Raw genomic sequence first — 19,814 nt, 5'->3', positions numbered from 1 at the left:
GCGGTCTCGGCGACCAGGCCGGCCTTGTCGGTGTGGCGGTAGGCGGTGCTCTTGCTGTAGGAGAAGAGGGGGACGTATTCGTTGGCACCGGCGCGGTCGGCAGGGATGGCGCGGGTCATCATGGTGCAATCGAGGATCCACCATTGGCCGTCCTTCTCGAGCATCAGCCAGGCGTGGTTGAGGCGGGAGTTGCGGTCGAGCTTGCCGATGACGAAGCGGACGTTCTGGTTCTGGAGTTGGCTCATGAGCCAGAGAGCCTTGTCCTTGCAATCGCCGTAGTGGCGGGTGGCGGTTTCTTCGGGCGTGGCGGGCTGGAAAGGCAGGGTGCGGGTGTAGTGGATGGCGCGGCCTGTGCGCATCAGGGAGTTGATCTTGTCCATGGAGGCCTCGTCGCTGTGGAGGTTGCTGAAGACCTGCTTGACCGGGGTGAGGTAGCGGTCGTAGGGGGTGGCGCTGGCGGCGGTGCCGAGGTCGACCACCGCGCTGGCGGAGAGCTTGGCGGCGAGGAAGAGGGCGGCGAGGGCGAGGAACTTCTTGGAGCGAGCGGAGGCGGAAGCAAAGTGTTTCATACTCTGCTGTTGAGAGGCCGCGCCGCGTTGTGACGCGGGGGTGGGAAGATTTTTGAGAAATCTTCCGGGGGCTGTAGCGGCGCTCTCCGAGCGTCGGTGGCTGGTTCACGAGCGGAGATGACGACGGTCAGAGACCGCCGCTACAGGCGTTGAGAGACTGCGGTGCGGGGGAGGGCGCGTGTCCTCACGCACCGGGCGAAGATCGGATTCGCAGGTTTCTCCCGGCGCGTGGGGACACGCGCCCTACACCCGTGGCGCGCGCTCGTCGCCAGCGGAACACTCGCCAACCGCCGCGCAAGACTGGAATGACCGCCCTCCCGCTACGGTCCAGACCACTCGGGGAACTGGGCGAGGAAATCCTTGCCGCAGCCGCCCAGCCAGACGCGTTCCTTGTCGATCTTGGTCGCGTAGATGATGCGTCCCCGGGCGATGCCGTAGATGATGCCTCCCAGGAGGAGGAGGACGCCGAGACCCGCGACCCAGCCGTAATCGGCGGCGATGCCCCCGATGATGGAGCCGAGGCCGACCACCACCAGCACCCAAGCGGTGATAATCGCGTTGCGACGACTGGCGCGATGCGTGTCGCACATGGACACCAGGGCGGTGGTGCGCTTGCGCACGCACATGGCGATGATCGCGTAGACGATCAAGTTGATCAACAAGGCGAGGTAAACCGCCGGGTGATGCCAGTAGAGCTTGCGTGTCTTCTGCGGAGAATCCGTGGGGGCATTGCACTTCACGCAGCGCGACGGGAAGACGGCATCGAGCGGCGCGACGAGCCGTTTTTTCTGCTTCCACAGGGCGGTGCCGCCGATGGGCGCACCTTCCTTGAGTTTCTGAAAAAAGAGGGGCTTGCAGGAGACGCAGATGTGCGAATTCTCAAAGGCGACCATGTCGTCCTGGGCAAAGATCTGCCCGCACTGGGCGCAACGGGCCTGGCCGGTCGCGACAGGAGCGGTAGCGGGCACACCGGGGATGGCGGGGGAAGAAGTGGCGACGGTGGAATAGGCGGCCCAGTTGGGCAGTCCTTCCCGCCAGACGAGCGTTTCCGCGGTGACGGTTCCCTTGCTAACGAGAGCTTCCAGCTCGGCTTGTGACACTGGGCCCTGTTGTTGTCCGCCTGCGCTGTAGTACCATTGCATGCAGGGGTTTTGCCCGCATTAGGGAGAGAAAATCAAGCCTGTGCGCGAAAATTTGCGGTGGGGTGACTCACTGGACGCCGGAGGCGTCAAAGAGATTAGCCCCGGATGGCTAGCGGGCGGAGAGCGTCATCAGGCGCATCCACTCGCGGCCTTCGCGGCCGGGGTAGGCGTGCTGCGGGAGCCATTCGCGCTGGAGCGTGAAGCGGGGAAGAAAGAGGCGGTCGAGTTCGGCAATGGAGACTTCGAAGGGCGGGCCTTCGTCGGGGGAAGCGTTGCCGGGGTCGAGATAGAAGATGGCGAGGAATGAGCCACCGGGTTTCAGGGCACCGGTGACGGCTTCGACGTAGGCGGGGCGCATCGAGGGATCGATCGCGCAGAAGCAGGTGTGCTCGAAGACGCAGTCGAAGGCGCCGCGCATTTCCTCAGGCAAGTCGAAGAGATTGCCCTGGATGTAGCGCTCGGCGCCGACTTTGGGGAAGCGTTGGGCGCCTTCGACGGCGAGAGTGGCAATGTCCAGGCCGACGACTTCTTCCGCCGTGGCGGCGAGGGCGCGGACGTCGTGGCCGAAGCCGCAGCCGGGGACGAGGACGCGACCGTGGACCGGTTCGGTGGCGAGGAAATCGACGAGGCCGGGGCTGGGCGCGCCTTTTTCCCAAGGGGTGTCGTTGGTTTGATACTGGGCTTCCCAATCGGTGGGCATAGGTGGTGGACTTAAAGAGAATCGCGCACTTTTCTGTTCAACCCCTTCAGGGTTGGAACCGCTGGTGGTGAGGAACCCAGGGTAGCTCGTTCCTCGCAACCCTGGGCTGGATGATGGAACGCCGCTGGCGTTCGAGCCAGTCCGCCCGGTTTATCAAAAAGCCGCCATGGCCATGCTCGGCGGCGCGATCATCTCGAGCTGGGCGTTCGAACATACTCATTTAGTGGCGGCGCCAGGTGGTGGTCTCGGCGACGCTCCATTGGTACTTGCGGACGTGTTCGCGGATGAGGAGCGGCTGGTTGCTGGTCTTGAGGAGGGTGAAATGGGGCTCCAGCGTGGATTGCAGGGCGTCGCGCGTGGGGCGGCGTTGACCGTCCTGCTCGAAACCCCCGAGCCAGTTTTCGCGCGGCGTGAAATCTCTCATCCAGGTGTACGGGGAGGCGATGACGACCTGACCGCCGGGATTGACCAGTGAGGGCAGGCGCTCGAGCAAGCGGCGCGGGTCGTTCAGGCGGTCGATGAGATTCGCCATGAGGATGGCGTCGAAGGTGCCGAGGTCGGCGCGCAGGTCGAGGGCGTCACCGCGCTCGAAATGCACGCGGTGGCAGTCGATGTCGGCAGAGATGCGGGCGACCGACGGAGTGGACAGATCGCCTTCGTCGCGCCGGAGGTAGGGCAGTTCGCGCTGATCGCGAAGCTGCGTGGCGGCGGTGATGAAGCGCTGGGAGTAATCGATGCCGATGACCTCGGCGCAGTGGCGGGCGAGTTCGAAGGTGGAACGACCGACCGCGCACCCGAGGTCGAGGGCGCGGGCCTTCGGCGGCAACGATTTCACGTCGAAGCACTCGGTGACGCAGCGCACCGGGTAGTGCAACGCGTCCGCGGGGCCGCCTGGCCAGGGCAGGATATCATTATCCTCGCCGTAGTGAAACAGGAGGTACTCGGCGAGAAGCTGGTCGGTCTCGTAGATGTTCACGCGAGCAGGCCGCGCAGGTAGGCGGCCGGCGCGTAATTCTCGATCAGGACGACGGTCTCGCCGTTGCGGTGCAGGCGCACTTGCGGGACGTTGATTTCCGGGGTCTTGGTGGGCGAGAAGAGGATGTCGTCGTGCGTGGCGTTCTTCTTGTTGGCGAAGAGGTCGGGCGTGAGGCGTCCGCCGAGATGGTCGCTGCGGCCGGTGGCCACGTGCATGGTGCCGAGGATTTTTTCGTCCTGGATGTCGCGCCCGGAGACAGGGAGTTCCTGGGTGCCGAAGCCGAGTTCGCCGAGTTCGCCGGTGACGGGATCGGAGGTGAGCTTTTCGTTGTGCGCGTCGACGGTGGCCTGGCTGCCGCGCAGGAGAGCGGCTTGCTTGATGCGGCCGCCGGTGACGGTCATGAGGCCGATGGTGCCGTCCTCGTACTTGTGCGGAAACTGGCCGGTGGCATCGGCGGGGACGTAGTAGATTTCGCCCGCGGGAAGATTGGCGATATCGGGGCCGCCACGGCAGAGGCCATGGCTCTTCTGCGCCTCCTGCTGGCCGAGGTCGAGGTGCAGGGTGAAGCGTTGCTGGTCGAAGACGTAATCGATCTCCGCCCAATCGGCCTTGGTCATCCCGAGGCGCAGTTTTTCGGCCTGCTTGCTGACTTCGAAATAATCGACGGCCAGACCGGAACTGAGGATGACCTGGTTCATGCCGTGCATGGTGGCGCCGCGGAAGCCGTACTTCTTGGCGAAGGCGGTGAGGGGCGCGGTCGCCGAGTAGGTGGAGACGCAGAGAATGAGGTCGTATTTCTTGTAAACGTCCTCGACGAGGTCGACCTCGCGGCCGTCGGTGGCGTAGCCGGTGGTGGGCAGGTCGAGGTTGCTGCCGCCGGTGAGTTCGTAGGCGAACATTTCGCCGCCCTTGAGGCCGAGTTCGTAGATCACGCCGTTGCGCAGGCCCTGGTAGATGGCGTCGTGCGCATGCCGCTGGATGGAGAGGTCGGGATTTTGCAGGAAACGGAAGCCTTCGACCTCCTGCGGGTTCTCCAGGTCGATGAGGACGCAGACGCGTTCGCCCGCCTTGGGGTCGAAAACCGTGCGCAGCAGCCGGCTGAGGCTGAACGGCGGGAACTCGCGGGGACGATCTACAGGAGTCTGTTCGATGGTGGCATTCATGGTTGGTTAACGTAGCTGATATTTTAGGTTCGCAACAACTTCTACGTTGTGCGGGAGGGTATGGTTGCATTCCCGCAGGCGTTCTTCCAACAAATCAATTCTGACGGACCGCGTTCAGAGTAAAGTGGAGCGTCGTCCCCTGACCGAACGGACGATGGAAACGGCTGGGCTACGGCGCAATACGTGACCAAATCGGCGCGCAATGGCAATCTCGCCTTGCGCCCGCGGGCAAGACGCGCGATGCGGCTAGGGTGACCTGGCAAACCCGCACCCGCACTCTCGATCTCGCGCAGCGCGGGCTCATCATGGGCGTGGTCAATGTGACCAGCGATTCGTTCTCGGACGGCGGGCAATTTGCCGGGGTGAAAAGCGCGGTGGCCCAAGCGCGGCAACTGGTCGCGGAAGGCGCGGCGATCATCGATATCGGTGGCGAATCGACGCGGCCCGGCGCGCAGCCCGTGCCGGAGACGGAGGAATTGCAGCGGGTGCTGCCGGTGATCGAGCGGCTGGCGGGCGATGCGCGCTTCATCCTTTCGATTGACACAATGAAGCCCGCCGTGGCGCGCGCGGCGATCGAAGCGGGCGTGGAGATCGTGAATGATGTGACCGGCCTGCGCGACCCGGCGATGCGCGCCGTGGTGCGGGAGACAGGCGCGGGCGCGATCGCCATGCATATGCAGGGCTCGCCGCGCGATATGCAGCGCGCGCCGCACTACGACGACGTTGTGGCGGAAATCAGGGATTTTTTTCGACAAACATTTTCCGCTTGCCTAGCGTGTGGGATCGACCCTATGCGCCTCGCTTTCGACCCCGGAATCGGCTTTGGCAAAACGGTGGAGCACAATTTCGCTCTGCTGCGGAGCCTTGATGCCATGAAGGTGGAGGGGCGACCGCTGGTGCTGGGGGTATCGCGCAAATCCTTTCTCGGCAAAATCGCCGGCAGTGACGCGCTGGCGGACCGGGCGTGGCCGACGGTGGCCCTGACCAGCTATGGGCGGACGCGCGGGGCGAATGTTTTTCGCGTGCACGAGGCGCGCCCCAATTTGGAGGCTCTCCGCATGACGGAAGCCATCCTCGACCAGGAGGCGGCTGCATGAACCCGGTCGACTTCGCCGTGGCGCACTGGAAGGACGCTGTGGAAATCGCGCTGCTCGCGGTGACGATCTATTACACGTGGCGCTTTTTCAAGGGGACGCCCGGGGCGAATGTGCTGGTGGGGCTGGTGGTGCTGTTCCTGGCGGTGATGATGCTTTCCCAGCTCCTCGGCCTCACGGTCATCGGCGCGATCTTTGAGAGCTTGTCAAAGGTGCTGGTGATCGCCCTGGTCATTATCTTCCAACCGGAATTGCGGCGCGGGCTGGCGGCGCTCGGCGGGCACCGGCTTTTCTTCGCGGCCAATCAGAACCGGGAGACGCTGGAACTGGTGCGCGAGATCACCTTCGACCTCGCCAATCGCCAGCTCGGCGCGCTGATCGCGATCGAGCGCGGGCAGAATATCGAGGCCTTTGCCGAGAGCGGGGTGAAGATCGATTGCGCGCTCTCGACGGAGCTGGCGGTGAGCATTTTCTTTCCCAAGACGCCGTTGCACGACGGCGGGATCATTATTCGCAACGACCGAATCATCTCGGCGGCGAGCATCTTCCCGATCACGCAACGCGCGGACCTCGACCGGGCGCTGGGGCTGCGACATCGGGCGGCGCTGGGGCTCACGGAAGAGAGCGACGCGATTGTCATTGTCGTCTCCGAGGAAACGGGGATCGTTTCCATTTGTCATCGCGGGCTCATCGAAAGAAGCTTCGACCCGGAAAGCTTCGATCATCGACTCGCCGAACTGTTCACCCTGAAAGATGAAAGTGATACTAAACAACTGGCTGGCAAAACTGCTGTCCCTGGTACTCGCCGTCATTCTGTGGTCGGTCATCCATCGGAGCCTGGAAACGACCGCCTCGCCTTCTAATTTTCAAATTGAGTTCGAAAAGCGCTTCCATGCGCAGGACAAATTCCAGTTTGATGCCAGCAGCCATGGCACCTCGAAAAAATAAACCCATTTCTCAAACCGAAAACGGCAACGGCGGACGCAAGATCTTCGGCACGGACGGGGTCCGCGGCACGGCGAACATCGAGCCGGTAACCGCGGAAACCGCCCTTAAGCTGGGCCGCGCGGCGGCGCATGTTTTCGCGGAAATGAGCGCGCAGGCTGGCCGCGCGGGCGGGCGCACCACCATCGTCATCGGCAAGGACACGCGGCTCTCCGGCTATATGCTGGAGAACGCGCTCGCTGCGGGGGTGATGTCACTCGGGGCGGACGTGTTGCTCATCGGGCCGCTGCCGACACCGGGGGTCGCTTACATCACGCGCTCACTGCGGGCGGATGCGGGCATCGTGCTCAGCGCGTCGCACAATCCCTACGAGGACAACGGCATCAAATTTTTCCGGCACGATGGTTACAAGCTCGACGACGAGATCGAGCAGCGCATCGAGCACCTGGTCTTCAGCGGCGAGATCGAATCGATCCGGCCCACCGCGGGGAAGATCGGCCGCGCGACCCGTATCGACGATGCGCTCGGGCGCTACGTGGAGTTTGCGAAGCAGAGCTTTCCGCGCGGGCGCACCCTCGAGGACATGCGCATCGCCGTCGATTGCGCCAATGGCGCGGCTTACAAGTCGACGCCGTGCATCCTGCGGGAACTCGGCGCGGAGATCATCGTGGCGCACAACACGCCGAACGGCCGCAACATCAACCGCGAGTGCGGCAGCACGCACCCCGAGGAAATCCAGCGCATCGTCAAGGAAACCAAGGCGCAGGTGGGCATCAGCCACGATGGCGATGCGGACCGCGTGCTGCTCTGCGACGAAAACGGCGACGTGGTGGACGGCGACGAGATCATGGCTATCTCGGCCCTCGATTTCATCAAGCGGGGATGCCTCGCCCAGAACACGCTCGTGGCCACGGTGATGAGCAACTTCGGCCTCGATGAGACGCTGCAAAAGCACGCGGGGCGCGTCCTGCGCACCAAGGTGGGCGACCGCTACGTGATCGAAGCGATGATGAAGGACGATCTCAACGTAGGCGGGGAGCAAAGCGGCCACATGATCTTCCGCGATTTCTCGACGACCGGCGACGGCATCGTGAGCGCGCTGCAAATCCTCCGCATCATGACGGAGACGGGCAAGCCGTTGAGCGAGTTGAAGGCCTGCCTGTCGAAATATCCGCAGGCGCAACGCAACTTGAAGGTCCGCGAAAAGAAACCGCTCGAGGAGCTTCCGGATGTCACCAAGCTGGTGCAGGAAGCCGAGAAGGAACTCGCGGGCGCGGGCCGCGTACTGCTGCGCTATTCCGGCACGGAACCGAAAATCCGGCTGCTCATTGAAGGGCGCGACGGGGAGCGGATCAATGTGCAGGCCGATCAGATTGCAAACGCGATTCTCGAGCGAATCGGCGCGTAACGCGTGAACCTTTTCCTGACCGGCACCGACACGAACGTCGGCAAGAGCTATGTCGCGGCGCTGCTCGTCCGCGCACTGCGCGCAGCGGGACGTGGTTGCGTGGGGCTCAAGCCGATCTGCTGCGGTGAGCGCGAGGATGCGACGCTTTTGCACGCGGCGGCGGACGGCGCGATCACGCTCAATGACGTCAACCCCGTGTGGCTGCGGGCACCCGCCGCACCGTACACCGCCAGCTTGATTGAAAATCGCGCGGTCGACCTGGCCCTCATCCGCGAGTCTTTCGCCCGTGCTCGCAGCGCGCACGAATCATTGATCGTGGAGGGCGCGGGCGGCTGGCTCGTGCCGATCACGCGCGATTACTTCGTGGCGGATCTCGCGGCGGAGTTCGGGCTGCCGGTGGCCATCGTCGTCGCGAACCGCCTCGGCGCGCTCAACCATGCGTTGCTGACCGTGGCCGCGGTGCGCGCCCGCGGGCTCGAATGCGCCGGGCTGATCATCAACCATCCCTCGGCGGAGGAAGACATCGCGACGACGACGAATCGCGGCGTGCTCGAGGAGATGGCTGGAGTGCCGATACTTTTCGACATCGCCTACGGCCAGCGCGGGATCAAGCTCACGACCACTTGAGACTTCGCCCATGGCCGCGCTGACCATCGAGCAAGCACTGCAGGCGGCCATCGCTCAACATCAGGCCGGGCATCTTGCTGCGGCGGAGGCGATCTACCGCCAGATCCTCGCCGTGCAACCGAACCACGCCGACGCCTTGCATCTGCTGGGCGCCGCCGCATTGATGTCGGGACGCCATGAAGAGGCCCGTGACTTGATCGAACGGGCGGTGGCTTTGTCTCCCGACAACCCGGCCTACGAATCCAATTTCGGTGAGGCGTGCCGTCGTCTCGGACGATTGGATGAGGCGGTCGATCACCTCCGGCGCGCGGTCGCTCTTCAGCCCGATTTTGCGGATGCCTTGAACAACCTCGGAAGCACGCTGGCCCTACTCGAACGATGGGACGAAGCCATCGCGTGCTTGCAACGCTGCGCGGCGCTCCGCCCCGACCACGTGGGCACCCTCAACAATCTCGGCCTGGCTTTCATGAGACAGGATCGGACGCAGGAAGCGGCGGTGACCTATCGGCAGCTAGCGACGCTGATGCCAAACTCCGCGGAAGCGCACAACAACCTGGCCGAAGCACTGCTCAAGGGACGCTGCTGGGACGAGGCCATTCTCTGCTGCCAGCGCGCACTGGTCCTGGCGCCGGATTATGTGGAAGCACACGGCAATCTCGGCATGGCCTGTCTGGGTGCAGGGCAGCGCGATGAAGCCGTTGCGAGCCTCGAGCGCGCCCTGATGCTCCGGTCGGATTCGGCCAGCTTGCTGACCGGGCTCTCCGCGGCGCTACTGGAACGGGGCGAGTACGAGCGGGCGCGGCAGCTCTGCGAGCGGGCACTCGCCGTCGATCCCGGTTTTCCACTTGGTCACTGGACTCGCTCGCTGGCGCTCTTGTCCCTCGGCCGCTTCGAAGAAGGATGGAGAGAATATGAGTGGCGCTGGCAATGCCCTCCGCTCTCGACTTTCCGCCGGCGTTTTCCCGTACCGCAATGGGATGGCCCGGCCGCGCCTGGCCAGACGATCCTCGCGCATGCGGAGCAGGGCTACGGCGATGCCCTGCAATTCCTGCGTTACGTGCTGCTCTTGCGGCAGAGACCCGGAGTGGATCGGGTGATCCTGGAATGCGGCCGTCCACTGGTCCGGTTGTTCGCTTCTTCCATCGGCGACGGCGTCGAAGTCTTTCCCCGCGAGACGTGGGACGGAAGCGATCTGCCTCCCTTCGACCGGCATATTCCATGGATGAGCCTGCCGCTGGCGCTCGGTTTGTTCGAACCGCAAACGATGGCGGAGCCTTATTTGCGCGCGGATCCCGAACTGCGGCACGCCTGGCGGGAGCGGCTCGGTGCCGGTCAACCGTTCCGCGTGGGCCTGGTTTGGGAGGGAAACCGCGATCACCAATGGTACCGGTATCGTTCCATTGCGGCCGAAAAATTCCTCCCCCTATTGCGCCTGCCCGGCGTCGCTTTCTATGGCTGGCAAACGGAGCCGGGGAATGACACGCCGCGGGCGCTGGTGGAAGCCGGGCTGATCGACGTGACGGCGAACATCACCGACTTCGCCGAAACGGCAGCGTTGATGGCCGAGCTCGACCTGGTCATTTCGGTGGATACCGCCGCGGCGCACCTCGCCGGCGCGCTGGGGCGTCCCGTCTGGACATTGCTCCCCTTCGTCGCCGATTGGCGCTGGGGAAGCGAGGGAGAGGCTACACCATGGTATCCGGGCATGCGCCTCTTCCGCCAGCCAGCCGAGGGCGATTGGGATGCCGCGCTGGATCGGGTCGCTCGTTCCTGCCGCACCGCAGCAGTGTCGAAATTGAACCGCGAACCGGCATAGCGTGGCGAGCGGCGTGCGGACCCTTTCCTTAAGACCGGGCGGCTTTGCCGAAGCGCCGCAGGAAGCTTATGCCAAAACCGCCAACTGCGCCCGCAAGCCATCGAGGCCCGGAATCCGCGCCAGCACTTCGCGCAAGGAAGCGAGCGCCCCGGGGATGTGCTCGAGGAAATGCGAACGCTCCTTCACGTGGCCAAGAAAGCCGTAGGCTCCGAGCGCCTGCATCAAGCGCTGCATGGCGCAGAGATCGTAGACGGCCGCGAAGTCCGCAGCGGGTGTCTGGCCGAAATCCGTCAGCGCTTCAAGATAGTGGTCGAGCAACTCAGCACGCTCGGTGTCAGGCAGGCGCACATAGGGGTCGTAGAGTAGCGAAGCGAGGTCGTACTGCGGCAGGCCGGGGCGCATGCCCTGGAAATCGATGAAGCACGCGGTGCCGTCCTTGACGACGATGTTTTGCGATTGGAAATCGCGATGCACGTAACAGCGCGGGAGTTCGGCGAGTTGCGTGGCGATTTCGCTTAACCGCGCGCGGTCGCACTTTTCCTCGACGTCATCCGCATCGAGTCCGAAGTGGCGCACGAGACAGTTTTCTAGAAAATAATTTTGCTCCCAGCGATAGAGCTCGGCGTTGAACTCGGCCTGGAGCTGCGGTGGCTCAACCGGCGTGGCGACGTGCGCGCGGGTATGCAGGGTGAGCAATTGATCGAGCGCGCTGTGATAGAGATCGCGGCGCAGGGGCCATGGCTCGGTGCGGTAGCTCCAGAGATCGCGATCCCCGAGGTCCTCCATCCAGATGAGGCCCTCCTCGTCGTCGTGAAAATAAATCTCCGGCACGCGCACGCCGACCTCGCCAAGAAAGCGCGCGATGGCCACGTAGTGCCTGTTCTCCTCCCGCTGCCGGCCATACTTGGCGAGGATCATCGAGTGCTCGTCGCTAAAGGCCATGCGGTAGAATTTCCGATCCGAGCCTCCCTTCTCCAGCGGATGGACGATGATCTCCTGCCGCGCAAAACGCGGGAAGCGGATGACGGTTTTTTCGATGAGTTGGGAAACGGCGGCCATCAGATAGTTGTCGGTTCGTCAGAAGTCGGCGTGGGAGTGGATACCTTCCACACGCTGACCGTCGGTGACGATACAATGATTGAGGAGTGTACCTGAAGCGATTTCCGCGCCTTCCCAGACAAGAGAATCATTGACGCTCGCATGTTCGCCGATGCGGGCGCCGGGGCCGATGGCGGTCGCGCCGCTGATCGTCGCCGTGGGCGCGATTTCCGCCGTGGGATCGATCCACGGGGCAGACTGCGGCGTCGCGAGCGCGCCGTGGACCGCGAGGTAATGCTCGCGGTTGCCGAGATCCCACCAGTGCCCCTCGTCGATGACCACGCCGCCGAGTTTCGCACCGGCGCGAATCATGTCGCAGAAAATGGGGACGACGCTGATCTTGGTGGCGGCGGGTATGCGCGCGATGAAATCGGAGTTCACCAGGTAAATGCCGGTGAAGAGGAAGCGCGGCCCGGCCGCCGCATCGACGCGATCACCGATGTCCGTGATGCGCCCGCTGGTGGCATCGAAGGCGACCTGCAGCGGCCCGCCCGAGGAACGCAGCACCATGGTCACCTCATTTCCGGAGTCGAAATGCACGCGCACTGCACTGTCGAGCGGCAGATCGCTGAGGATGTCGCCGTTGTAGACGAGAAATGTCCCGGGCCCGAGCAGGTCGCGCACATTCCAGATGCCACCGGCGGTTTCCAGTACCTCTGGCTGCTCGTCGCGAAAGGCGAGCGGCGCGCCGCGGTAGGCCGGCTCCGGGAAGAAGCGCGCATAGGCTTCCGAGCGCCAGTGGGTATTGACGACCAGGCGCTCGACGCCGATGCCGAGCAGGTGGTCGAAGGCGTAGGTGATCAGCGGCCGGTTCGCGACCGGGATGAGCGGCTTCGGACGGCGGGCGGTCAGCGACTTGAGTCGCGTGCCGAGGCCGGCGCCGAGAACGAAAGCAGTGCGGATCACTCGTGGGTTTCTAGCAAAAAATCCACCCGCCGTCCCTCGGGCCGGTTATTCGGCGGGGACGACGGGTGGAAGTTGGATGGGAATTCGCGGTCGGAACCGCGAAAAGGGTTACTTGCCTTTCTTCTCGTCTTTCGGCGCTTCGATCGGCGGCTGCGCGACCTGCGTCGGCGGTTCCTGAGGCGGCGGGGCGACGTTCACGACCTGGAAGTTCTGGCAGGTCTGGGCGAGCAATTGCGCGAGGCGCACCACGCCGGAGGGCGTCATGGCCACGCGGGTGTGGATCGGCAGCAGGGACACGCCGGGACGATCAGCCACGATGCCGGAAGTGAAATCGAGATAGACTTCTTCAGCACCGACACTGACCAAAACGTGGTTGGCGTAACTCGCCTTGAGATCGTCGTAACGAACTTGAAGGACTTGTTGGTTGGAGGGTTGGTTGGACATAGGGGTGCTTTGCTAAACTCGGTCGGGACCCATTGCAACTGCTGAAATGCCATAATTAGCAGTTTTTTATCACCGGTGAAAATACGGTCAATTCCCGCCCAGTAAACGATTCCGCGCCTCCACGGTTTCCAGACCTTCGACGGCCACGACTTTGTCCCGCGACTTTCCGCCGGAAATGATTTCGACCGCCCGAGCGGGAACCTGAAGCCGTTCGGCGAGGAAATCCCGCAGCGCTTCGTTGGCTTTGCCTTCCACCGCCGGGGCCTGGATCTTCACCTTGATGGCGTCGCCGTGCACGCCCACGACTTCACTGCGACGGGCATTCGGAACGACCCGCAACCGCAGGATGGCCTTCGCGCCCAAACTCAAGCGCGCGGCTTGATGTAGATGCCGATCAGCGGCCGGGGAGAGGGGTGCAGGGAAAGGAAGTCGCTCACAAACCCTTGCTCCGTGCGGAGCTCCACATGGCCGGCTCCCTTGCCGCCGTAAACGATCACCGAGCCCAGCGGGGCCTTCCATGGATTGCTTTCCTTGATCTGCTGGAAACCGAAATTCTTCGTCAGGTCCCCACCGGCTTGCTTGGCGAATTCCGACGCCGGGCGGGTGGGGATGATGTGGGCCGCGACCAAGGCGTCCTTCACGTAGTGCCAGCAACGGCTGGTGGAATGCTTCTTCGCCCGGGCAGCAGCGATCTCAGCGGCGTGGATCATCCGCTGGTCGTAACGGAAACGGCCGGCTTGGGGGCCAAACTTGGGCACCTGCGTCGGATCGAGCTTCTGCGCGGTCTTCGGGTTATAGAGCGATTCACTGGTCGCAGCGCGCCCACACAGAGGTGCGATGAAGGCCAAGACACACAGAATGAGGCAGATGCGGAGTTTCTGGTTCATAGCTTGATAAAAGGCGCGGACGGTAACCCGGGAGACATGATCGTCAACCGACTTTTCCCGCTCCTTCAAATTTTTATCAAAGCAGGAATCTAGCCCAATCCGGGGATTTCTTTTGCCTGCGACCCACGATTTGCCGTTAAGGTTTGCCGTGCATCCTGCCACCCCGCTGACCGAACTGGACTGGATTCCCGTCCCCCGGCGGCGGCAGCTCGAGCGTGTCGGGATCACCACGGTGGACGGATTGCTCACCCATTTTCCCAAGCGTTACGAGGACCGCACGCGCTTCGATCACTTTCCCACCGGCGACAGCGACCAGCCGGTCTGCGTGTGTGGCCTGGTGAAGAAGACCAGCCTGCGCCGGTTTGGCGGCCGGCAGAAGATGTTCGATGTGGTCCTGGAGGAGGAGAATTCTCACGCCCTCAGCCAGCCGCTGATCTGCCGGTGGTTCAATGCGCACTGGGTGGAAAAGATGATCGTCACCGGCCAGCGGCTGGTCGTCTACGGACGGCCCAAACACAGCAAGTCCAGCGTCGTCATTGCCCACCCGGAATTCGAGATCGTGGAAAACGATGCCGAGGTGTCGCTCCATCTCAATCGCATCACGCCGATTCACCGGGCGACCGAAGGGCTGTCGCCCCGCGTCATGCGCCGGCTGATTTGGGACGTGCTGGAGCTGGTCGCGAAATCGCCGATCCATCCCCTGCTCCCTCCCACGCTCGATGCCACCCCGCGCGGGTGGGCGCTGCGGCAGATCCATTTTCCCGAATCTCAGGAGGCCTTGGAAAAGGCGCGCCGGCATCTCGTGCTCACCGAATTTTTCGGCATGCAGCTCTGCCTGGCGGCCAAACGTGCTGAGCAAACCAGCCAGCCTGGCGCGGTGCATTTTGTCTCCGATTCCTTGATGAAGCGACTGCACGCCGCGCTGCCCTTTCCGCTCACCGGCGCGCAGCAGCGGGCCATCGCGGAAATCCGCGCCGACCTGGCCAGTACGCACCCGATGAACCGCCTGCTGCACGGCGACGTGGGCTCGGGCAAAACGCTCGTCGCCCTCAGCGCGATGCTCCTGGCGGTCGAAGCCGGCTACCAGGCGGCGCTCATGGCCCCCACGCAAATCCTTGCCGAGCAACATTACCTCAACTTCCTGCACCTCTGTGAACCGCTCGGCCTGCGGGTCTCGCTGCGCACCGGCGCACGCCGCGAAGACAGCTCCGCCCTGCCCCTCATTTCCGCGGGAGCTTCGCCCGGCGAGGAGCCGCATCTCCTCGTCGGCACGCACGCCCTGCTCTTCGAAGGTGCGGGCTTCACTCGGCTCGGCCTCGCCGTCATCGACGAGCAGCACAAATTCGGCGTTCTCCAGCGGGCCCGGCTGCGCAGCCAAGGCGTCGCGCCGGATGTCCTCGTGATGACCGCCACGCCCATCCCGCGCACGCTGACCATGACGCTCTACGGCGACCTCGACGTCAGCACGCTCGACGAACTGCCCGCGCATCGCGGCAAGATCGTCACCGCCGTGCGCGATACGGCCAAGCTGCCGGACGCGGTCAAGTTTCTGCGCGAACAGCTTGAAGCCGGGCGGCAGGCTTACGTCGTCTATCCGCTCATCGATGAATCCGAGAAACTCGAAGCCAAGGCCGCAGCCACCGAGTTTGCCAAATGGCAGGAGTTGCTCGCCCCGATGCCGTGCGCCCTGCTCCATGGCCGCATCGCGCCCGAGGAGAAGGACGCGATCATGGAGAAATTCCGGCGTGGGGAGACCAAGGCGCTGATCGCCACCACCGTCATCGAAGTCGGTATCGACGTGCCGAACGCCTCCATCATGCTGATCGAGAATGCCGAACGCTTTGGACTGGCCCAACTGCACCAGCTCCGCGGCCGCATCGGCCGTGGCCGGCACAAGAGCTATTGCATCCTGCTGCGTTCCCCGAAAGTGGAGGCGGAAGCCTCGGAAAAGCTGCGCATCCTCGAGGAGACTTCCGACGGCTTCGACATCGCCGAGGCGGACCTGCGGCTCCGCGGGCCCGGCGACATCCTCGGCACCGCGCAGAGCGGTCTCCCCCCGCTCAAGCTCGGCAACCCGATTGCCGACCACGAATGGATGCGCCTCGCCCGCAATGCGGCGTTCCTGCTCTTCGAGCGTGACCCGCAACTCGCCCAGCCGGAGAATGAAAGCTTTCGGCGCGTGCTTGCCGAGACCCGCAAGCTCATGCTTTCACAAGTCAGCTAGACCCTTCATGCGCCGCTCGCTTTTCATCTTCCTCGTCGCCGCCCTGGCCGCCTTCGGCCTGTACCGCTGGTCGCAGCTCGATCATCGGCTGCACGGCCAGGCCGTGGCCGAACAATACACGCCAGCCGACGGCCCGAGGATCGACCCGAAGGACGTGCAAGTCCTGACGGCGCTCGACGCCGAATACACGCGGCTCGTGCAGGCGGTCATCCCGTCGGTGGTCAGCATCACGACGTCGCGCCACCTCCAGGCCCAGAATCCCGCGGTCATCGATCCCTTCGAATTCCTCTTTCGCCGCCGGAATCCCACCCCGCAGGAGCAGACGGCCCTGGGGTCCGGTGTCATCGTCTCGCTCGAAGGCCACATCCTCACCAATCACCACGTCATCGCCAACATGGAGAAGATTGAAGTCCAGCTCACCGATGGCCGGGTGCTGCCCGCCCAACTCATCGGTTCCGATGAGCAGACAGACATCGCCGTGCTGAAAATCACCGCAGACAAGATCGAGCCGCTGTTACTGGGCAACAGCGACAACGTGCGCGTGGGGCAGATGGTCTTCGCCGTGGGCAATCCCTTCGGCCTGCAAGAGACCGTCACGCAAGGCATCATCAGCGCCAAGGGGCGGCGCGCCATGGCGGACAGCGGCGTGGAATTCCTCCAGACCGATGCCGCGGTGAACCAGGGCAATTCCGGCGGCCCGCTGATCAACCTGAAGGGCGAGATCATCGGCATCAACAGCGCCATCTTCTCCACCTCCCAGGAAGGCGCATGGCTCGGCATCAGCTTCGCCATCCCCTCGAACGTGGCGCGGCGCGCGCTGGAGAGCGTGCTGAAGACGGGGCGTATCGTGCGCGGCTATCTCGGGGTGACCATGGTGAACATCTCGGACATCACCCCCGAAGCCGCGCACAGCCTGGGGCTGCACGACGCCGCAGGCGTGGTCGTGGCGCAAGTCATGCCAGACTCGCCAGCGGAGAAAGCGGGCCTCAAGCCCGGCGATCTCATCCGCCGTTTCAATGGGCGCCCCGTGCCGGACAAAATCTTCTTCCGGAGCCGGGTCGCGGAACTCGATGTGAACTCCCAGGCTCAGCTCACGATTGTCCGCAATGGCCAGGAACAAATGCTGACCGTCCAAATCGTCGAGGCTCCCGCAGGGCTCAACTCCAATCCCACGCGCATCCCGCGCTAAGTTCGAGATCGCTTGGCGCCATCTGAATGCCATTGAATGGCATTACCGCCGCTCTGCGCCGCGTGCACCGACACAAAAATACGGACCTTGACCAGCCTTGACCAGCCTTGACCAGCCTTGACTCGCCTAAGTCTACTCTGGAGCCGCCATAGGCCAATCAAGGCCGCCCCACAGCGCCCGCAGTGGTATCTTATTGCATATCAATTGCATCTACTTACTCCCCCTTGTGTTTCAAAGAACCATTCCCATTCCCATTCACCACCATCACATCACCACTTCAAACCCTTTTCTACCATCAACACCTACGATAGCAAAAGACCAGCAAATAGCAAGCTGAAATCGGGCGGTGGGAGGAACGGCTTTTCATTCACTTGTATAGCGCGCGCCCCCTTCCACCCGTCATTCTGAGCCTGCGAAGAACCTCTGATCTCTGCCTTTCTTCACCAATTCGGCAGAAGATGGCGCCAAGCTTGCGCTCTCGACCCCGCGTCAGATGCCGGAGCGAAATCAGAGGTCCTTCGCAAGCTCAGGATGACGGGAGTGGGAGCGCCTTCGGCGCGCACGCCGGCCACGCGCTAAAAATCAAATTGATCGATGTTCGAGTCGTTGAAGATGAACGGCTGGCCGAGGACGATGCTGTCGCCTTCGATTTTCAGGGTGCCGAGTCTGCCGGCATCGTATTCTTTCGCGCCGGGCTTGAGCTTGCCGTTGGCGAGGTCGACGGCGGCCTTGATCGTCAGATAACCGAGATCCTTGGTCTTCCACAGCACCACGCTCTGCGTCACGCCCTCGTGGACGTACTTGCGATTCTCACTGGGGAGACCGAGCCCGATTACCTTGACCATGCCGGTCTTGCCCGCCTGCTTCACGGCTTCCGCGGCGCCGGGCACGGCGGGGGAGCAGATGGCCATGATCAATTTGAGATTCGGATTCGCGCTCAGGAGATTCGTCGCCTCGGCCTGGGCTTTGTCCTTCAAGTCGTCGCACGGCTTGGTGTCCACGAGCTTCATCTTCGGGTACTTCTCCGCCAGTCGCGCTTCGATGTTCTTGCGCCATTCGTTCATGTTCGCCGCGGTAAGCGAAGCGGTGATGATCGCAAATTCCCCTTCGCCGTCGGTCAGCCGCGCGGCCTCATCCATGAGCGTCTGGGCGATGCCTTGCGGGGTCGCTTGATTGATGAAGAAATCGCGTGATTCGGGATTCGCGTCGGAATCGTAGGTCACGACTTTGATCCCCTTCTCGCGGGCCTTCTTCAGCGCGGTGGAAATGCCTTCCTTGTTCTCACAGGCGGCGGCGATGACATCGACGCCGAGGGTGATCCAGTTCTCGATGATCTCGTTTTGCTTCGCCGGGTCGGGCTCGGTAGGCCCATCGAAGAGCAGTTCCACGCCGAGCTCTTTCGCCGCTTCATCGGCGCCGGCTTTGCAGGAAATGAAATAGGCGTTGCCCTTGCTCTTGGGCATGAGGGCGATGGTGAGTTTCTTCGCGCCCGAGCCTGGGCCGGAGCTGCTCTCCGGGGCTTTGTTACAGGCGGACAAAAGCGCGAGGGACGCGCAGAGGGCGAGGGAAAGGAGGCGTTTCATGGGGAAGAGGGAGGGGCGGAAGGATGGCGCGGGGCGCGAAACTTGGCGAGCAGCTTTGGCAAGGTGCTGGCACTGAGCGCCGCCAGCAAAAGGGCGCCGGTGAGCAGGCCGGCCATCTCGCGCGGCTGGCGGGCGTGCACGAGGCCGTTATTCAGCACCGCAATTGCCGCCACGCCGAGCAACGTGCCATGCACCGAGCCCACGCCGCCGAAGATGCTCGTGCCGCCGAGCACCACCGCGGTGATGGCGAACAGCTCGTAACCCGTGCCGGCATCCGCCTTCGCCTGACCCAGGCGCGCCGTGTAAATGATCGCCGCCAGCGCCGCGACGATGCCCGCGAGGATGTAGGCCTGCGCCAGACGCCGCTCGACCGGCAACCCGGCAAAGCGCGCACCCTCCGGCGCAAAGCCGATCGCGCGCAGGGAACGCCCGAAGGTCGTGCGATGTACGAGCAGCCAAACGCCCACGGCGACTGCGAGGAAGAACCACACCTGAGTCGGCAACCCGGCAAAATGCTGCTGGCCCAAGGCGAGGAACGAGTCGGGAAAATTGGTGAACGTGTCGACCCCGCGCGTGATGGCTTCGGCAAACCCGCGAAAGAGCGAGTAGGTGCCGAGCGTCACGATCAACGCGGGCAACCGCAGGCGGGCGATCAGCACTGCATTCAAGCCACCGGCGAGTGCGCCGATCAAGAGCGTGCAGACTGCCGCCAGCGGCAAGGACATCCCCGCATCGCGCCATAGTTTTCCGAAGAGAATCGCGCAGAGTCCCAATAGCGAGCCGACTGAGAGATCAATCCCGCCGGTGAGGATGATCGGTGTCATGACCAACGCGAGGAGCCCGATCTCCGCCGAGTGCCGCATGATGTCGAAGGTATTGTCGAGCGTTCCGAATCGGCGCCCCACGGCATTGAAATAGAACCACTCGGCCACCAGCACGAGCAGGAGGATCGTCTCATGGCGGAAGAGCAGCGCTCCGAACCTGCTGTGACGGTTTTGTGTGGCTGCAGAGATAGACATTTTAGTGGCTCAAAGCTCCTCCTC

19 protein-coding genes are annotated in these 19,814 nt (G+C 63.5%); 7 read left to right on the top strand and 12 right to left on the bottom strand.

Features of this window, described 5'->3' with window-relative positions; genetic code table 11:
* The 5 genes from ABJF10_RS16760 to ABJF10_RS16740 all read right to left on the bottom strand — a co-directional run.
* A partial coding sequence (locus ABJF10_RS16760) for a transglutaminase-like domain-containing protein (protein WP_348545740.1) occupies window positions 1-569 on the bottom strand: 569 nt, incomplete at its 3' end.
* A 320-nt stretch (window positions 570-889) separates the two neighbouring features.
* Complete coding sequence (locus tag ABJF10_RS16755) at window positions 890-1,711, bottom strand: DUF4339 domain-containing protein (RefSeq protein ID WP_348545739.1); 822 nt, start codon at window positions 1,709-1,711, stop codon at window positions 890-892.
* Between the two features lie 109 nt (window positions 1,712-1,820).
* Window positions 1,821-2,411 (bottom strand): methyltransferase domain-containing protein, encoded by a 591-nt coding sequence (locus tag ABJF10_RS16750; RefSeq protein ID WP_348545738.1) that lies wholly within the window; start codon window positions 2,409-2,411, stop codon window positions 1,821-1,823.
* Between the two features lie 220 nt (window positions 2,412-2,631).
* On the bottom strand, window positions 2,632-3,387 hold the full coding sequence (locus tag ABJF10_RS16745; protein ID WP_348545737.1) for a putative 4-mercaptohistidine N1-methyltransferase: 756 nt from the start codon (window positions 3,385-3,387) through the stop codon (window positions 2,632-2,634).
* Window positions 3,384-4,550 carry a hypothetical protein gene (locus ABJF10_RS16740; RefSeq protein WP_348545736.1) on the bottom strand — a complete coding sequence of 389 codons (1,167 nt, stop codon included), beginning with the start codon at window positions 4,548-4,550 and terminating at the stop codon, window positions 3,384-3,386. The genes ABJF10_RS16745 and ABJF10_RS16740 overlap by 4 nt, the downstream gene beginning before the upstream one ends.
* A 251-nt stretch (window positions 4,551-4,801) precedes the next feature.
* On the opposite strand from ABJF10_RS16740, the gene folP reads away from it, so the two are divergent.
* The 5 genes from folP (at window position 4,802) to ABJF10_RS16715 (ending at window position 10,440) form a co-directional block, all read left to right on the top strand.
* Window positions 4,802-5,647: a dihydropteroate synthase gene (gene folP, locus ABJF10_RS16735; RefSeq protein ID WP_348545735.1), complete on the top strand. Its 846-nt coding sequence runs from the start codon at window positions 4,802-4,804 to the stop codon at window positions 5,645-5,647.
* The gene (gene cdaA / locus ABJF10_RS16730) at window positions 5,644-6,507 is read left to right on the top strand and encodes a diadenylate cyclase CdaA (RefSeq protein WP_348545734.1); all 864 of its coding nucleotides are present in this window, start codon (window positions 5,644-5,646) and stop codon (window positions 6,505-6,507) included. The genes folP and cdaA overlap by 4 nt, the downstream gene beginning before the upstream one ends.
* A gap of 65 nt (window positions 6,508-6,572) precedes the next feature.
* Entirely contained in the window at window positions 6,573-7,997 is a 1,425-nt protein-coding gene (glmM, locus tag ABJF10_RS16725) for a phosphoglucosamine mutase (RefSeq protein ID WP_348545733.1), read from the top strand.
* Between the two features lie 3 nt (window positions 7,998-8,000).
* On the top strand, window positions 8,001-8,624 hold the full coding sequence (gene bioD / locus ABJF10_RS16720; protein ID WP_348545732.1) for a dethiobiotin synthase: 624 nt from the start codon (window positions 8,001-8,003) through the stop codon (window positions 8,622-8,624).
* A gap of 10 nt (window positions 8,625-8,634) precedes the next feature.
* A complete protein-coding gene (locus tag ABJF10_RS16715) occupies window positions 8,635-10,440 on the top strand; it encodes a tetratricopeptide repeat protein (protein ID WP_348545731.1) in 1,806 nt (601 codons plus the stop codon).
* Window positions 10,441-10,506: 66 nt separating this feature from the next.
* Here ABJF10_RS16715 and ABJF10_RS16710 read toward each other — a convergent pair whose 3' ends face one another.
* From ABJF10_RS16710 to ABJF10_RS16690, 5 genes are all read right to left on the bottom strand, one after another.
* The gene (locus ABJF10_RS16710) at window positions 10,507-11,499 is read right to left on the bottom strand and encodes a phosphotransferase (protein WP_348545730.1); all 993 of its coding nucleotides are present in this window, start codon (window positions 11,497-11,499) and stop codon (window positions 10,507-10,509) included.
* A gap of 18 nt (window positions 11,500-11,517) precedes the next feature.
* Window positions 11,518-12,444 carry a sugar phosphate nucleotidyltransferase gene (locus ABJF10_RS16705; RefSeq protein WP_348545729.1) on the bottom strand — a complete coding sequence of 309 codons (927 nt, stop codon included), beginning with the start codon at window positions 12,442-12,444 and terminating at the stop codon, window positions 11,518-11,520.
* Window positions 12,445-12,552: 108 nt separating this feature from the next.
* Window positions 12,553-12,888 (bottom strand): DUF3467 domain-containing protein, encoded by a 336-nt coding sequence (locus tag ABJF10_RS16700; RefSeq protein ID WP_348545728.1) that lies wholly within the window; start codon window positions 12,886-12,888, stop codon window positions 12,553-12,555.
* Window positions 12,889-12,975: 87 nt separating this feature from the next.
* Window positions 12,976-13,257 (bottom strand): DUF167 domain-containing protein, encoded by a 282-nt coding sequence (locus ABJF10_RS16695; protein ID WP_348545727.1) that lies wholly within the window; start codon window positions 13,255-13,257, stop codon window positions 12,976-12,978.
* Entirely contained in the window at window positions 13,254-13,775 is a 522-nt protein-coding gene (locus ABJF10_RS16690) for a hypothetical protein (protein ID WP_348545726.1), read from the bottom strand. Before ABJF10_RS16690 ends, ABJF10_RS16695 begins: the two co-directional genes overlap by 4 nt.
* Before the next feature lie 148 nt (window positions 13,776-13,923).
* Here ABJF10_RS16690 and recG point away from each other — a divergent pair, with 148 nt between their 5' ends.
* Both recG and ABJF10_RS16680 read left to right on the top strand, forming a co-directional pair.
* Window positions 13,924-15,999: an ATP-dependent DNA helicase RecG gene (recG, locus tag ABJF10_RS16685; RefSeq protein ID WP_348545725.1), complete on the top strand. Its 2,076-nt coding sequence runs from the start codon at window positions 13,924-13,926 to the stop codon at window positions 15,997-15,999.
* 7 nt (window positions 16,000-16,006) lie between these two features.
* Window positions 16,007-17,188, top strand: coding sequence for a trypsin-like peptidase domain-containing protein (locus ABJF10_RS16680; protein WP_348545724.1), 1,182 nt, complete (start codon window positions 16,007-16,009; stop codon window positions 17,186-17,188).
* A gap of 575 nt (window positions 17,189-17,763) precedes the next feature.
* Here ABJF10_RS16680 and ABJF10_RS16675 read toward each other — a convergent pair.
* Together ABJF10_RS16675 and ABJF10_RS16670 are read right to left on the bottom strand one after the other, a co-directional pair.
* Complete coding sequence (locus tag ABJF10_RS16675; RefSeq protein ID WP_348545723.1) at window positions 17,764-18,771, bottom strand: substrate-binding domain-containing protein; 1,008 nt, start codon at window positions 18,769-18,771, stop codon at window positions 17,764-17,766.
* Window positions 18,768-19,790 carry an ABC transporter permease gene (locus ABJF10_RS16670; RefSeq protein ID WP_348545722.1) on the bottom strand — a complete coding sequence of 341 codons (1,023 nt, stop codon included), beginning with the start codon at window positions 19,788-19,790 and terminating at the stop codon, window positions 18,768-18,770. Before ABJF10_RS16670 ends, ABJF10_RS16675 begins: the two co-directional genes overlap by 4 nt.
* Window positions 19,791-19,814: the final 24 nt, after the last annotated feature.

Source organism: Chthoniobacter sp. (assembly GCF_040003245.1).
Lineage (GTDB): Bacteria > Verrucomicrobiota > Verrucomicrobiia > Chthoniobacterales > Chthoniobacteraceae > Chthoniobacter.
The sequence above is the reverse complement of the archived record's forward strand: the minus strand, read 5'-3'. Positions and strand labels throughout refer to the sequence as shown.

Coding starts and splice junctions, on each gene's coding strand:
- ABJF10_RS16740 (WP_348545736.1), bottom strand. CDS start 4,550: ATGAATGCCACCATCGAACAGACTCCTGTAGATCGTCCCCGCGAGTTC.
- ABJF10_RS16670 (WP_348545722.1), bottom strand. CDS start 19,790: ATGTCTATCTCTGCAGCCACACAAAACCGTCACAGCAGGTTCGGAGCG.
- cdaA (WP_348545734.1), top strand. CDS start 5,644: ATGAACCCGGTCGACTTCGCCGTGGCGCACTGGAAGGACGCTGTGGAA.
- ABJF10_RS16700 (WP_348545728.1), bottom strand. CDS start 12,888: ATGTCCAACCAACCCTCCAACCAACAAGTCCTTCAAGTTCGTTACGAC.
- ABJF10_RS16675 (WP_348545723.1), bottom strand. CDS start 18,771: ATGAAACGCCTCCTTTCCCTCGCCCTCTGCGCGTCCCTCGCGCTTTTG.
- ABJF10_RS16680 (WP_348545724.1), top strand. CDS start 16,007: ATGCGCCGCTCGCTTTTCATCTTCCTCGTCGCCGCCCTGGCCGCCTTC.
- ABJF10_RS16715 (WP_348545731.1), top strand. CDS start 8,635: ATGGCCGCGCTGACCATCGAGCAAGCACTGCAGGCGGCCATCGCTCAA.
- ABJF10_RS16710 (WP_348545730.1), bottom strand. CDS start 11,499: ATGGCCGCCGTTTCCCAACTCATCGAAAAAACCGTCATCCGCTTCCCG.
- ABJF10_RS16750 (WP_348545738.1), bottom strand. CDS start 2,411: ATGCCCACCGATTGGGAAGCCCAGTATCAAACCAACGACACCCCTTGG.
- ABJF10_RS16755 (WP_348545739.1), bottom strand. CDS start 1,711: ATGCAATGGTACTACAGCGCAGGCGGACAACAACAGGGCCCAGTGTCA.
- ABJF10_RS16690 (WP_348545726.1), bottom strand. CDS start 13,775: ATGAACCAGAAACTCCGCATCTGCCTCATTCTGTGTGTCTTGGCCTTC.
- glmM (WP_348545733.1), top strand. CDS start 6,573: ATGGCACCTCGAAAAAATAAACCCATTTCTCAAACCGAAAACGGCAAC.